Genomic DNA, 15,526 nt, shown 5'->3' on the forward strand with positions numbered 1-15,526 from the left:
CAAGCCCTACCCGACCGGTCGGCTCTCCATCACCGCTCTTTCATCTCCCCCCGACGAGTTCCCCAAAACCACCCTGATTCGGCCATTCATCAGTTGATCCGGTGCTGCCCTGCACGCGGAACAACACCCACATAAGGAATTTCCCGCCAATTGCCACATAAACTGCGCATTAGCGCATAAATCTTATTGCATACAATGTTATGTTTATGCGCCCAAAGGACAAACAGGAGAACCCATGCCGATAACAGCCTGACCACCAAGCCACAGCTGTCGGGGTACTGTTGCAGCTGCGGTAAAAATAAAACATCTAATGAGTAAAGAGAGAACATGAAAAATAATCACCCGATACTCTCCATGCACAGCCTGATCACCGGGCTTGCGGCTTCACTGCTGGGCGCGGCTATCCAGGTCCACGCCGCCCCAATGCCAGCCAACCCACCCAGCAGCACCGCCGTGGACATGACCATCCGCGCCCCGGTGGAACCCAGATACAACCCCCAGCAGGTAACGCCGCAAGTCGTTCCCCTGCAATGGCAGAACTTCTCACTGCTCGCGGCGGAACCATTGGATACCTGCGATGCAGCAGGCTATGCACAGAACAGTGGGCAGGCATTGGTTGACCATATCCTTCAGTCTGAAAGCAGCTGCATCAACGATCTGTACGATGGCAACAGTACGAGCTTCGCCAGTTTCACCAGCCAGAAGATGATCACCGTCGCCAACGCTGCCCAGCAGATGGCGGCAAACTACCGTGCAGCCGATGGCGACACCAGTATCAACAAGCTGTTTTATTTTCTTCGCACGGGTTACTACCTTCAGTACTACTATCCGGACAACGTGAGCTTTTCCGGCAATGTGCAAAACTCGGTCACCGGCGCACTGGATACTTTTGTAGCCAATCCGGATTTTTATGCGCTTTCAAGCAGCAACGGGAGCGCAACGATTGATGCGATAGTCCTGATTGACAGCGCCGAAGAGAACGCGCGCTACCTTCCTGTTGTGAAAGAGTGGCTCCAGCGATGGAACCCGCAGGCGGCCGCAATCAGCAGCCTGCGCGCATCGGTGAACGGGATCTTTAACGTGCTGTTTCGGGGTCACTATTCCAGCACCTTTATCAACACGGCGGGAAGCGATTCCCAGCTGATTCAGCTATTGGGAGGATTCGCCCGCGCGGACTGGATGCTGGATTCCGATGCGCAGTTCATGCAGGAGAATGCCGCGCGCGAACTCACGCGATTCCTGCAATACACTACGAGTCCCAACTACAACACCGTCGTTGCGGAAACCCACCTGCTTCTCGATCACTACAGCATGACAGGTACCGGCCAGGGAGTTTGGATCGCTGCCGCCAGCAACGCGGATTACTATGGAGATTGTGCAGAGTTCGATATCTGCGGATTTGAGGAAGATCTGCAGCAGTATGTGCTGGCGTATCACCATACCTGTAGCAACAGCCTGAAGATTCTCGCTCAGGATATGAATTCAGTAGAGTTTGCCGATTCCTGCGCTCAGCTCTCCGACCAGGAATCCTACTTCCATCAACTACTCAACACCAATTACAACCCCGTGGCGGACGATCTGAATACCGACCTTGAGGTTGTGGTGTTTGATGATTGGAATGAATACAACACCTATGCATCCCTGTTCTACGGCATCAACACCGACAACGGCGGCATGTACCTGGAAGGTAACCCGGCGATTGCCGGCAATCAGGCCCGCTTTATTGCACACGAGGCGGACTGGCTGAGACCGGATTTTGAAGTGTGGAATCTGACCCACGAATATGTGCACTACCTGGACGGGCGCTACAACCTGTACGGCGGTTTCGCCGATGCTAAAACAGAAAGCCACAAAACCGTATGGTGGATCGAGGGGCTTGCGGAATATGTCTCCAAGAAAAACTACAACGACACCGCGGTCAATCTCGGGCGAAGCGGTGCCTTCAATCTGAGCGAAATCTTCGCGAACACCTACAGCAGTGGTCAGGACCGTGTTTATCGCTGGGGTTATCTCGCAGTGCGCTTCATGTTTGAAAAGCATCACAATGACGTTGTTCAACTGCTTGCGTATCTGCGCGCCGGTAATTACGACGCGTACCTGAACTACCTGAACAACATCGGCACCAGCTATGACAGCGCGTGGCAGACCTGGCTGCAGCAGGTGGAAAGCACCACCGATGACGGCGGTGACAACGGTGGGGATACCCCCTCCCCTATTGAAAATAACCAGGAAATTAACGGCATCTCTGTGTCCACCCAGGGCGACGACGTCATCTACTACATAGACGTACCCGAGAATACCGAGACGCTCAGTATCGCCATCAGCGGCGGCAGCGGTGACGCGGATCTCTATCTACGTCACGGCAGTGAGCCCACAGACAGTGCCTACGACTGCAGACCCTACATCGGAGGTAACGTGGAGGTGTGCGATGTCGAGAATCCACAGGTTGGACGCTGGTATATACGCATAAAAGCCTATCAGGCATTTTCAGGGGTGAACCTGCTGGCAAGCTATGTTGCCGCCAGCACACCAAGCTGTACCGGCACTCCGGTGGGTTACGGCAATCTTGAGCTCAATACGAGTACCTGTATCAGCGACGGGAACAGCATCAACTATTACTACACCTATATTCCGGCGGGCACCAACTCCCTGACGATTAACCTGTTTGGTGGCGAAGGAAATGCGGACCTGTATGTGAACGATGCAACCTGGGCGACCAGCAGTGACTATGATCAGCGCTCCACCAATGGCGATAACAGCGAGTCCATTACCGTAAACACCCCGGAAACGGGCTGGTATTACATCTCGGTGCTGACCAGTGAAGGTTTCACCGGCGCCGGTATCCAGTTGATTGCCAATTAATTACTGAGTATTTCAGATCCCGGTCCGGACGGCCGGGATCTGTCTTCGCCGGCTCGCCAGCTCCTGCCAATAAAATGTAACTTCCGCTACTTGTTTTTCGCATTATTTGTTATTGTACACACAATAATAATATGGAGAAAAACAAATGCCGACACACGATATATCCAAACTTCCGGGAACCATGCGCGCTGCCGCAATGGCCATTTCAATACTGGGTTTTTCACTACTGGGCCTTTCAACAGGCTGCAGTAAAAATCCGGCCGACAACTTCCTCTCACAACTGAATGATCCCGACACAACGCTCTGGGAAGCTGGCCATCTCCACCAACCACAACAGTTTTCGGCCGCACTGAGCCAGCTGGACCGGTTATCCGCGGACGCTGAGGCCGATTTCAACGACCTGGATTCACTGCTCTACTATCTTCGTGCCTACAGCTACCTTGGCAGCCTCGAAGGTATCGACGACCTGCAGTGGTTTACGCTCGATAAGATCCTGACCCAACTGCGACAACACCCCCTGTTCACTCAACGAACCGACGAAGGTGCCCGGTTGCAGGAGCATTTTGTGGTCGCCCTCTACCGATACTACAACCGCGCACCGCTGTCAGCCCGTCTCACCCCGCACCTGGATTCCATATACGGTATCCTCAGCCGATATACACCGGAAGTGGCGGGACTGAGCGAGCAAGCAAGCTACAGTCTTTGGGAGGCCTATCGCGCGATCGGGTTTCTCGCGTATGAAGCAAGAAACAACCCGCTGATAAAGCAGGCACTGCTGGCCAAAACCCCCGCGACCGATGTGCTGCTCAACAACGCGCAAGCCATACCCGATTCGGCAAGTGCCGGGCTATGGCGTCTGCAACATGCGCTCTGGGCACTGGGAAACCTCCAGATACTCGTCGACGATGACACAAAGACTTCTGAACTGGATGAGGCCGTCTGGCAGCTGCTGTCAAAAGATCTGCCCTTCCTCGCGCCGAAGGACCAGCGCAAGCTCTATACGCGCCCCTATCTGGTTACCTCGTTTCGCGGGAAAAGCGCCTGCGAAGAGCAGTTTTCCGGTCGATGCCACTTTCCAGACGAGGAAGTGGCACTCCCCATCAAACACGGCTGCTCACCTTCCATTCTGATCCGTGCCAACAGTATCAGTGAATCCGCATTAGCCGCGGCCTGTGACACCCTGCTTGCCCAGGAAAGCGATTTTCACCATAAACTGCAGAGCCATCACAAACCCGTGCACGAAGATCACAACGACCGGTTGGAAGTGGTCGTTTTCGACAATTACAGCCAGTACAACGAATACGCCGCATTACTCTTTGATATCAACACCAATAATGGCGGTATGTTTCTGGAAGGCGATCCGGGGAAAGCGGAGAACCAGGCACGATTTATCGCCTTCGAAGCATTCTGGATCAATCCCGACTTCCGCATCTGGAATCTGGAGCACGAATACGTGCATTACCTGGACGGCCGATTCAATAAATGGGGTGGCTTCGGGCATTTCCCCAGCCATATGGTCTGGTGGTCAGAAGGGCTCGCCAATTACATAGCCCATGGAGAAGACTACGACAGTGCAGAGCGCGACCTGGGGAGCACCCGACCGTCTGAATATCCCACCCTGCAACAGATTTTCTCGACAACCTACGACGACGGCACCGCGCGGATTTACTCCTGGAGTTACCTGGCAATTCGTTTCCTCTATCAGCGGGATCCGGATAGCCTCAACAAGCTGGCGACGTACTTACGCGAGGACAATTTCCAGGGGTATCGCGATCAGTTGGACCAATTCGCCCAACACTGGCAGGGCGACTTTTTTACATGGCTGCAGCGCATCACGCCCGGAACCAACAGCAGCGCGCAGCAGGAAGTACTGCCACGCAAGCTCTACCGCTATCTGTATAGAGACTACCTGCAACCCGCGGACCTCCCCCTGACACCCCGACACCACCACGTCATTTAAACGTTCACCGTACCTGCCCATACACCGCCCCGGAGCCAATAAGCCCCGGGAGTTGCCGGTTATCCACCCAAAACAAACTATTGCGCACAAAATAAATAATGGATACCCTTATTTTGCTCTTGCGTACAATATAATCTAAATGCAGCCATAACAATAAACGGGTGAACCACAATGCAATTACCTAAGAAACTTCTTCCCATCGCGATTGCCGCTGCGGCAAGTCACAGCGGATTACTTCACGCCCAGGCTCAGCAAACGCCCACTGGTGATGCGAGTCTGGAGGAAGTCGTGGTGACCGGCTCGCGAATCCAGCGCAGTACCTTTGATACCCCCTCGCCGACGTCTGTCATCGATAAAGAATCCATAAAAATGACCGGGGAACTGAATCTCAATGAGGTGCTATCCACCATGCCGCAGTTTGGCGAGGGATATGATGCGACCTCAGGTAGTTATTCATTCGGTAATTCAGGGTTGAATGCGCTGGATATGCGCGATCTGGGGGTAGTGCGTACATTGTCGCTGGTAAACGGACACCGCCCTGTGCAGATCACCACCGATGGAAATACCATGGTGACCGAGATCGGCATGATCCCCAGCGAACTGGTGGAGCGAGTGGAAGTGCTCACCGGAGGTGCCTCTGCGGTATACGGCGCAGACGCAGTGGCCGGTGTGGTCAATTTCATTCTGAAGGATAACTATGAGGGGATGTCCGTTCGCACGCAGATAGGAACCTCGCAGGAGGGCGGCGGCGAGACCGGGGGTATCACCTTTACGCTTGGTGAGAACTTTGCCAATAACCGCGGCAATGTGGCTTTTTCTCTGGATTACTTTGAACAAAAGCCTCTGCTGTTTCGCGAGCGCGACAGCGCCGCTGGACGCACGCGCTATATCCCGAACCCGGATAATACCGGTCCCGATGACGGCATTTCGGATTTCATCATCCACAACAACATTACCTACCCGGACTTCAACATCGATGGCAATGTGTTCGGTGTATGGAACGAAGAGTATGGAGACCTCGATTGGTATGGCATCGAGGGTAATGGCGTCCAACTCAGAACGCCATCATCGGCACTGTCACAGGGCTGGATGGCGACCGACGGCAGTGGCTTTGATCCAAACGCCTACAATTTTGCCCGCAGTCCATTCGAGCGTCTGAACGGCTACAGCCGTGTCACCTATGAACTTTCTGACACGACACAGCTATCTGCCGACCTGATGTATTCCAATACCAAGTCCTATGACGAAATCGACCCCGACTTTATCTGGGGTACCTGGGTCACCCAGGAAGGACTCGCCGCAAGTGGAATTACTGTTCCCGACGCGGTACAGCAGGTTCTCGCGAACTACGAAGACAATTGGCTGAAAATACCCTATACCTTCACCAGTGCCGGCCCGCGCTGGCACAAGAACGACCGCGAATATCTTGCCGTCAGCGCGACACTTGCTGGTGAATTCAGCAATGGCTGGCACTGGGACACCTATATCAACAGTGGCTACACGGATGCGGTACTCACACGCGGCAACAGCCTGCGTTACGACCGTATTGATACCAGCACATTTACCTTGATAGGCCCCTGTGTCGAAGAGGGAAACTGCCCCGAGTTCTCTCCATTTACCCAGGCATCCGCCGCGGTGAATGATTATCTGATGGTTCACGACGAAACCATCACAAACGTTACCCAACATTCTTTCGCGGCAAACCTTACTGGCGACCTGTTCAAGCTGCCGGCAGGCGTAGTGAAATTCGGCGCGGGATTCGAGTCCCGTTATGAAAACCTCGACTACCAGCCCTCGGAACTCTGGCAATCCGGACTGCTCAGCTCACAGCAAACCCCAATCGACGACAAAAGCCGCACGGTCCACGAAGTCTATAGTGAGTTGCTGGTACCATTACTGGCTGAACTCCCGCTTATGGAGTCTCTGGAATTTGAAACCGCCGTACGCGCCGCGGAATACTCTACCGAAGCGGCCAACTTTACCAGCTGGAAGACCGGCCTGAACTGGACGTTGAACGACAGTATACGGTTCAGAAGCGTTTACTCCCTGGCTGTACGCGCACCGCAACTGGGTGAAATGTTCCTCGGTACCAGTATCGGCTACACCGACCTGACAGACCCGTGTGACTCGGACCAAATCGATGGAGGGCCAGCGGACGGTCGCCGTATGGAGAACTGCGCCGCGCTCGGTATCACCGACGGCTGGGATTCCAATCTGAAAGGTCAGCGCGGCCGGGTAATTTCCGAGGGGAACGACGAACTGCGCGAGGAAGAGGCCACCACCTTTACCGCCGGGTTCGTATTCACCCCCTCCTTTACCGAAAGGCTGAATATTTCCGTCGACTACTACGATATTGACCTTTCGGACATGATCGTACGTTTCGGAGCCGGCAATACTCTCGCCCTGTGTGTCGATTCGGAAAGTATCAACAACAATTTCTGCAGCCAGGTCATCCGCTTGGCGAATGGCGATGTGGCATCCGTAAAAGACACATTCATCAATGCCGATGGTGCACGCAGAACAGGTATTGATATCGAAGCCGACTACCAGTTCAACCTGCAGGATACGCTCGGCCTTGCGGGCGACCTTCACTTCAATCTTGTGACCAACCGGCAGCTCGAAAGCTCCTACACATCCACCAACAATCTTACGGGTGAACTGGAAACAACCGATTATCTGGGAGAATTTGGCGTGCCCGAGTGGAAGGCCGATTTGACAACCACCTACTATGTCGATGACCTCACCCTGCGTCTCACCACCAAATACACACAGGGTGGTCCCATCGATCTGGACGGCCGAAAGGAGCGTTACGAGAACAGCGTTGTTGAGGACTCCCTCTACTTCAACTTATGGTCGGGATACCAGATTACACAGTCAACCCAGCTCTATCTTGGGGTGAACAACCTTACCGGTGAAACCTGGACCAACCACCCCTACACCTCTTACGGATCCGCGAATTACTCCCTGCTGGGTCGCTATCTGTACGCGGGGCTCAAACTGACATTCTGATCCCCGAGAAAACCGTTCTTCTGAGCCTGACCGTCACCCCTGATCTCACAGGATCTTGCCCTTAAAGGGAATTTTCAGAGATTGCTGGACCTCTCTGCTTACTGCGCCGCTCTGCGGCGCTTTTTTTCGGCTTGTTGGACCTTCCCGAGAAGGTCCGTTAAAAAAATCCCGGCTGCAGCCGGGACCTTGAATGTCGGTTAAAGGAGAGTGATACGAAATCCGAATTTATGATGTATCCCTGCTGAGGATGATGTTGCACAACATGCCCGGGGGAAATGAAGGGTAAACAATCTCCCCCGCGGATCTTATTGAAACCGCTTGATACTGAATGGCGAAAGATCAATTTCAGGGGCCTTGCCTTCTAGTTGATCCGCTACCAACTCCGCCGTGATTGCCGCCTGCGTCAGTCCGAGATGTTGGTGGCCAAAAGCGAAGGCCAGCCGGGGGTTCTCCGGAGCAATGCCCAAGACCGGGAGTGAATCCGGCAGTGAGGGACGGAATCCCATCCAACGGGTCGCCCCACGATTCTCAATGCCCGGTAACAGCGATTGCGCGTGCTTGAACAGGATATCTGCTCTGGCGTAATTCGGCTCAGCTTCAAGCCCCGCCAACTCAACGGTTCCAGCAAGACGTAATCCTTCCTCCATAGGTGTCATCACGAACGAACGCTCGAAGGACACCAATGGCCGTGTCAGTTCACAACCGGCGTTCGGCAACATCAGGTGATAACCACGCTCGGTATCCAACGGCACCCGGTACCCCAGCTGTTGCGCAAATTTCTTCGACCAGCTGCCGGTGGCGATGACCAGCCGCTGCGCGGAAATCTTTTTCCCACTCGAAAGGCGGATGTCGACCGAACCACTGGCATTTTCCAGGCCGACCACTTCATCGCGCAGGGTTTCTCCCCCTCCGCACATAAACGACTGGGCAAGGCACGTCACCAATCGATATGGATTAGTGGTATGCGCTGTACGGGGGAAATAGAGCCCCCCCGCAACCGCCGGTCCCAACGCCGGCTCCAGTGCCCGAATTTCGTCCGCGGCAAGTGACTGGATTTCGACACCATATCCCTTAAGCAGATCAACCGTCGACTGGTTCCTGTGCGCGGAGTCCGGACGCTCGTACACCGTCAAGGCTCCGCGCTTGGTCATCAGGTCCGTCAGACCGGTGCGGCCGAGCAAGCGGTCGTAGCTTTCGATGGAGCGACCATTGAGCGCACGCAAATGCTGACAGGATCGTTCTACATTCCCCGGTGCAGCCGCCATCGCAAATCGCATCAGCCACGGCAGGGCTTTGTGAAAGTAGCTCCAGCGGATGGATAGAGGCCCGAGAGGGTCCATCAACAGTTTGGGAACTGACAAAATAGTTTTCATGTTCGCCAGCGGCAACACAACGTCGGTGGCGAAATGTCCGGCATTTCCGTAGGAGCAGCCCCGCCCGGGAGATTCCCGGTCGATAAGAGTAACCTTGTGCCCCCGGTACTGCAGCTGCTCCGCCACGGCAACTCCGACAATTCCCGCACCGATGACCACCATCGGGCGAATCTCATTCAGCACGTTTGCTTCTTGCATACCCTGAACCTCTGGCGATTTTCGGTTTCCTATGCGACCGTTTCTGTACGGCCCATTGTCAAAGTCTCGCTACTCGCCTTTCGCGCCAGAAAGTCAAAAGCCTCTCTGGACTGGTTTTCAATTCGGTCTGCGTGCACCAGCAGACAGTCTTCCACACGTACACCACCGTATTTTTTAAACACGCCAATCTTTTCCCAGTTGACTTTGTAGCTGTGTTTGCTACGGGACAGCTCATCCAGCAGCATATCCATAAAATAGATGCCGGGCTCTATCGTCAACGCCTGCCCCACTTCAATATTTCTTGCCATCCTCAGGTAAGGCGCGCGCGGATCGCGAAGACGCGAACGCTCCCGCGGTGCCATCAGGTAGCCGCCCACATCGTGTACCTGCAGCCCGATGAAATGCCCCAAACCGCAGGGGAAAAAGATCCTGGTGATACCTTCGATCACCATGTCTTCCGGCGACATAGTGACAAAATCAAAGTCCCGCAGAATGCAGGCGATCAGGTAGTGTGCCCGCCAGTGTAGATCGGCAAAATTCTTCCCGATGGCAACTTCCGAAACCAGCGTTTGCTGCGCAACATCCACCGCGTTCAGCAAATCGGCATATTCACCGGCGCGGAATGCGTAGCTGCGGGTAATGTCACTTGCATATCCCAGATATCCCGCACCGGCATCGATAACCAGAGAATGGATTTCCGAGGCGGGCATCTTCTCGCGGTCAGCACCATGATAATGCAGCACTGAACTATGGGCGTTGACCGCGACGATATTGGCGTAAGGCAGTTCCGCTTCCTGAACACCAACCCCGGCCAGGTAAGCGTGGTGAATATCCAGTTCGGTCCCCCCCGCCAGGAATACGTCCCTCGCCGCCAGATGCCCTGCGGCACTCAGGGTGTTGGCGCGGCGCAGGCACTCCGCCTCATAGTCCGTTTTGTACGCGCGATGGTAGTGAAGTTCATCAATCAAAGCCGCCGGGTTCAGCTTCGACTTGGGAAGCTGCGGCAAGCAGGAGGCATCCTCCGCGATCAGTGCACAGTGATCAGTCTCCCCTTCGAGCGCATTAACAACCTCCTCAAATGAGATCGCAAGCTGGATGTCGAACGCGTCGGTCCAGTAACCCTGCGGGTCCGCAGGCGGCGTGTGCCAATAATCCTTCGGCTGAAAATAGATGAGGCGGGGCTTTTCCCCAAGCCGGAAGTCAATCGCGCACTGCGGATGCTCCAGCAGCGGCACCCAATGTTTGAAATGGGGGTTTACCTTGAAGGTGTAGTGATTGTCATCAAGAAATGGCAGCTGCGCCGCGCCGGAATAGATTACCAGCCGGGTATACCCGTGAAATGTCATCGCCCGGGTATGGCGGCGAATGATTTCCTCTATATGAAGTTGGTACAGGTTAGCCAGCGGCATCGGTCAATCTCCAAAATAATGTTGTGATGTCTCGCGGTCTTTCTCTCTGGGTTCCGATACCACGTTGAACTGACCAGAAAGCGAAATTCCGGTTGACAGGTCCCGAAAACTTTACTTATTGTACACAATAACAAATAAACACAAAGTGCTTTTTCTCAGAGCACCTTGAATCCCGTTAGCCCCTCTACACGATGATGAGGAAATCACATGCAAATCAATTGGAGCGGCGTGTTCCCCGCAGCCACCACCCAGTTCAACGCCGACGAAAGCCTGAACATTCCAGCCACCCTGAAGCATCTCGACGTTATGCTGGATGCGGGTATCAATGGCCTCGTGATGCTCGGCACGGTGGGAGAAAATTGCTCTCTCAGTCTGGAGGAGAAAATCGAGGTACTTGCCGCAACCGTCAAACATGTGAACGGGCGAGTGCCGGTGCTTACCGGCGTGTCTGAATACACCACCACCCAGGCCTGTGATTTCGCCCGCGCCGCCAAAGAGGCTGGGGTAGATGGCCTTATGGTGTTGCCACCCATGTCCTACAAAGCCGATGCGAACGAAATCGTCACGCACATTCGCGGTGTCGCCGCGGCAACCGAACTGCCGGTGATGGTTTACAACAATCCCGTATGCTATGGCGTAGATGTTTCTGCCGAAGCCGTGGCAGAACTCTCCAAAGTGAGCAATATCGTCGCCGTCAAAGAAGCGTCCAACGACCCGCGCCGCCTGACAGACATCGCCAATCTCGTGAGCGATGACTTTGTCCTGTTCTGCGGCGTGGACGATCTCGCGCTGGAAAGTGTTGCGCTTGGCGCCCACGGCTGGATCTCAGGACTGGTCAACGCCTTTCCTCAGGAAAACCGCCTGATGTGGGACCTGGCCACCAGCGGCAACTATGCAGAAGCACGCAAGGTATACCGCTGGTACACCCCCCTGCTTCACCTGGACACCAAACCCAAGCTGGTGCAGTACATCAAGCTCGCGGTACAGGAGTGTGGCTTCGGGAGCGAACTCTGCCGCAACCCGCGCCTGTCACTGACAGGTGCTGAGCGAGAGTCAGTGCTGAATATCATTCACACCGCAATTGCCACACGCCCGGTGATCAGGTAACACAATGACTGGAGAATTCGCCCTGTATATAGCCCCCGTACTGATTGCGGATGAGTGGCGACAAGCGGCCGAAACCGGCCGCTTCCAGCCAGACAACCCGTCCACGGCATCGCCTATCGATCGCACGTATCCGATTTCCAGCTGGCGCGACTGTGAAGCCGCGCTGGAAGCATCCTGCCGTGCCGCTAACGCTCTGAGAAGTATTCCGGCGGAGACCCGCGCACGTTTTCTGGAAACATTCGCCGATGCCATTGAAGCAAGCGCAGACGAACTATGTGCGCTGGCACATGAGGAAACCGGCTTGCCGCTGGCACCAAGATTGCGCGATGTTGAACTCCCTCGTACCACCGGGCAGCTCCGCGCAGCCGCCGAAGCGGCCCGCGAGGGATCCTGGGCACAAGCCACCATTGATAGCGCAGCCAATATCCGCAGTGTGCGGGGCCCCATAGGCCCGGTGGCCATCTTCGGTCCGAACAACTTTCCCCTGGCCTTCAACGGTCTGGCTGGCGGCGACTTTGCCGCAGCTATCGCTGCCGGCAACCCCGTCATCGCCAAGGCGCATACCGCACACCCTGGCACCTGCCACAAGCTGGCACAGCTGGCACTGCAGGCGCTGAACAACGTGGGATTGCCTCTGGCCACGGTACAGATGCTCTATGCCATCGGCCGCGAAGACGGCTACAGGCTCATGCAGGATCGGCGCCTGGGTGCCGCGGCATTTACCGGTTCCCGGCACGCGGGGTTAGCCCTGAAGCAGGCGGCAGACAAGGTCGGTATCCCGTTTTATGCGGAGTTATCCAGTATTAACCCGGTTGTGATGCTGCCCGGCGCCCTGCGCGAACGGGGTGCGGAACTTGCGCAGGAATTTGCCGGCAGTTGCCTGATGGGCAGTGGCCAGTTCTGTACAAACCCGGGGCTTGTCATTGTGCCGTCCAATGGCGAGGGTGAGCGGTTTATTGCCCGTTGCGGCGAACTGTTCGACGGCGCCAAGCCCGGCACCCTGCTGAGCGCGGGCACCATGCACGGGTTGCAACAGGCCATTACGCAGTTAACCGCGGCGGGGGCGATTCCTGTCACCACCAGCACAGCGGTGGACGAATCCCGCTTCTGTGTTCCCAATACCCTCCTGCGCGTGCCGGGGGAGAGTTTCCTGCGAGATCCTGCGGCCTTTCAGACCGAAGCATTCGGCAATGCAGCCCTACTGGTTACCAGCGAAAGCACCGAGCAGACAATGGCCATTCTGCGCAGCCTGGAGGGCAACCTCACCGGGTGCATGTACTCGTCCGTCAATGGCGACGACGATGCGGATTACGATTTGCTCGCGCCCGTGCTGCGTGAGAAGGTGGGTCGACTGCTGAATGACAAAATGCCCACCGGTGTTGCGGTATCCCCAGCGATGAACCACGGCGGCCCCTTCCCCGCTTCCGGTCATCCCGGGTTCACCGCCGTGGGGGTACCGGCCTCACTGATCCGCTTCAGCAAACTTGACTGCTATGACAACGTACGCCCCCAGCGCTTGCCGCCACTGCTACAGGACGCCAATCCTCTGGGAGCCTGGCGTTCCGTGGACGGAAACTGGACCAGAGCCCCACTCGGCTGACCCGGCCCACACAATGTGTGCGCGGATAATTTTTGAGTACAAACTATAAGAATGATTAGGAGAGCACTCGTGTACGGTAATCATGAGCATGGCTTAAAAGTGGTGGATTCCCACACGGGCGGTGAGCCCACCCGGGTTGTTGTCAGTGGCGGCCCCGACCTGGGGAATGGCAGTATGGCGGAACGGCTGGCGCTCTTTCAGGAGAAATTTGACTACCTGCGTACCGCGCTGATCCGGGAGCCCCGCGGTTCCGACGTGATGGTCGGCGCGTTGCTCTGCCCGCCGCAGAATCCGGACAATGCCGCCGGTGTAATATTTTTCAATAACGTCGGTTATTTGGGGATGTGCGGTCACGGCACCATCGGCCTCGCTGTCACTCTGGCCCGAATCGGGGCGATTGCCCCCGGCACTCACCGTATTGAAACGCCTGTAGGCGTCGTCACCTTTGTACTTCACAACAACCACCGTGTGAGCGTGGAAAATGTGCCGAGCTATCGCTACCGCAAGGGCGTGCCCGTGTACGTTGATGGGATCGGTGGTTTCAGCGGAGACATCGCATGGGGCGGCAACTGGTTTTTCCTGATCTCCGATCACCGACAACACATCAGTGCCGACAACACCGATCACCTTACTGACTTTTGCTGGCGGGTGCGTCAGGCGTTACGGGAGCAGAGGATTTTCGGCGAGCACGGCGAAGAAATAGACCATATCGAACTGTTCGCACCACCTTCAGACCCGGCCACGGCAGACAGTAAAAATTTTGTGCTGTGCCCGGGCAAGGCATACGACCGCTCACCCTGTGGTACAGGCACCAGTGCAAAACTGGCCTGTCTTCACAGTGATGGTGTCATAAAACCAGGCCAGATCTGGCGCCAGGAAAGCATTATCGGCAGTATTTTTGAGGGCTCCGTGCAACCTTCACCGGATGCGGGATCCGTGCAAAACAGGATTGTTCCCACGATTACCGGAAGTGCATATATCAGCGCGGAAACCAGCGTGATTTTTGATCCGGAAGATCCGTTTGCCCACGGTTTCTGAAGGTAAAAAGGCTTGCCCACGGGCAAGCCTTTTTACCTGCTTCCACCTCGGTTTCCTATCTACGCACGCGTTTTCTGCTGGAGATACTCGATCATTCGCGAAACCGCTTCGCGCTGATCCCGGATATGCAGGCTCAGGGCTTTGCGCGCACCTTTCCAGTCTTTTACCAGCAGGCATTCGACGATTTCACAATGCTCGCGCGCCATCTCCCGCTTTACCTTTTCATCAATGACCGCGTAATTGAACAACGCGTTGTAAAAAGGGCTGTAGCGCTTGAAAAACTCGGAAATATATCGATTTCCGCAGCGTTCAATCCAGTAGTCGTGCAGATCCAGATCCAGTTCAGATTTCGCGTTGCCCCGCGCGGGTTTGTTCGCCTTGAGTAACTTTTCCAGCTCATCGTCGGTGAAATGTCCGCGGGCCAGATCCAGTGCCTTCAGCTCCAGTATTTCGCGAATATCCAGATAGTCGTGCATATCCTGTTCGCTGAACGGGTGCACACGCCACCCGCAGCGGGGCACATGCTCAATCAAACCGGCACCTGCCAGGCGAGAAAAGATCTGCCGCACCACGGTACGGCCAGCCCCATATTGTTCGGCCGTGGCCTGCTCACGAAGGTATTCCGTATCCTGCTTCAAGCTGCGAGTAATCACATCCTGCCGAATGATGTCGTACAGCTTTCGATCGGTCGCATCTTCTTTCGGTGGCTCAAGCACCACTCCCTTGAGCACCTCTGGCTGCGCTTCCAGGCGCCCGTTGTCTTTGCGACGGATCACCCCTTCATCCACCAGCTCGTCCACGGCGTGGCGAACGGGTGTCAAACTGACTTTGTAGTGCTCAGACATGGCACCCAGAGTCAGTTTGTAAGGCAGGCGACCTTCCGCCTGAAGAACAGCCTTCACATCGGATTTGATAAATTCAGTAATCGTCATTTAACCAGCGCTATGGTTGCGGTCACCTCAACGCCTCC

General features: G+C 55.5%; 9 protein-coding genes. 6 read left to right on the forward strand and 3 right to left on the reverse strand.

Annotated elements, in window-relative coordinates:
* The first annotated feature begins 327 nt into the window (after nucleotides 1–327).
* The 3 genes from C3938_RS01800 (at nucleotide 328) to C3938_RS01810 (ending at nucleotide 7,831) form a co-directional block, all read left to right on the forward strand.
* Entirely contained in the window at nucleotides 328–2,862 is a 2,535-nt protein-coding gene (locus tag C3938_RS01800) for a M9 family metallopeptidase (protein ID WP_105101564.1), read from the forward strand.
* A gap of 145 nt (nucleotides 2,863–3,007) precedes the next feature.
* Nucleotides 3,008–4,822 carry a collagenase gene (locus tag C3938_RS01805; protein WP_105101565.1) on the forward strand — a complete coding sequence of 605 codons (1,815 nt, stop codon included), beginning with the start codon at nucleotides 3,008–3,010 and terminating at the stop codon, nucleotides 4,820–4,822.
* Between the two features lie 171 nt (nucleotides 4,823–4,993).
* Nucleotides 4,994–7,831: a TonB-dependent receptor plug domain-containing protein gene (locus C3938_RS01810; RefSeq protein WP_105101566.1), complete on the forward strand. Its 2,838-nt coding sequence runs from the start codon at nucleotides 4,994–4,996 to the stop codon at nucleotides 7,829–7,831.
* A gap of 305 nt (nucleotides 7,832–8,136) precedes the next feature.
* On the opposite strand, the gene C3938_RS01815 is transcribed toward C3938_RS01810, so the two are convergent.
* Both C3938_RS01815 and pepQ read right to left on the reverse strand, forming a co-directional pair.
* On the reverse strand, nucleotides 8,137–9,402 hold the full coding sequence (locus tag C3938_RS01815) for an NAD(P)/FAD-dependent oxidoreductase (RefSeq protein WP_105101567.1): 1,266 nt from the start codon (nucleotides 9,400–9,402) through the stop codon (nucleotides 8,137–8,139).
* Between the two features lie 29 nt (nucleotides 9,403–9,431).
* Complete coding sequence (gene pepQ / locus C3938_RS01820) at nucleotides 9,432–10,811, reverse strand: Xaa-Pro dipeptidase (protein ID WP_105101568.1); 1,380 nt, start codon at nucleotides 10,809–10,811, stop codon at nucleotides 9,432–9,434.
* A 207-nt stretch (nucleotides 10,812–11,018) separates the two neighbouring features.
* Here pepQ and C3938_RS01825 point away from each other — a divergent pair, with 207 nt between their 5' ends.
* From C3938_RS01825 to C3938_RS01835, 3 genes are all read left to right on the forward strand, one after another.
* Nucleotides 11,019–11,918: a dihydrodipicolinate synthase family protein gene (locus C3938_RS01825; RefSeq protein ID WP_105101569.1), complete on the forward strand. Its 900-nt coding sequence runs from the start codon at nucleotides 11,019–11,021 to the stop codon at nucleotides 11,916–11,918.
* 4 nt (nucleotides 11,919–11,922) lie between these two features.
* The gene (locus C3938_RS01830) at nucleotides 11,923–13,518 is read left to right on the forward strand and encodes an aldehyde dehydrogenase (NADP(+)) (RefSeq protein ID WP_105101570.1); all 1,596 of its coding nucleotides are present in this window, start codon (nucleotides 11,923–11,925) and stop codon (nucleotides 13,516–13,518) included.
* 69 nt (nucleotides 13,519–13,587) lie between these two features.
* Nucleotides 13,588–14,556, forward strand: coding sequence for a proline racemase family protein (locus C3938_RS01835; protein WP_199775467.1), 969 nt, complete (start codon nucleotides 13,588–13,590; stop codon nucleotides 14,554–14,556).
* 59 nt (nucleotides 14,557–14,615) lie between these two features.
* Here the strand turns inward: C3938_RS01835 and C3938_RS01840 are convergent, their stop codons facing one another.
* The gene (locus tag C3938_RS01840; protein WP_105101572.1) at nucleotides 14,616–15,488 is read right to left on the reverse strand and encodes a GntR family transcriptional regulator; all 873 of its coding nucleotides are present in this window, start codon (nucleotides 15,486–15,488) and stop codon (nucleotides 14,616–14,618) included.
* Between the last annotated feature and the right edge of the window lie 38 nt (nucleotides 15,489–15,526).

Source organism: Microbulbifer pacificus (assembly GCF_002959965.1).
Classification (GTDB): Bacteria; Pseudomonadota; Gammaproteobacteria; order Pseudomonadales; family Cellvibrionaceae; genus Microbulbifer; species Microbulbifer pacificus_A.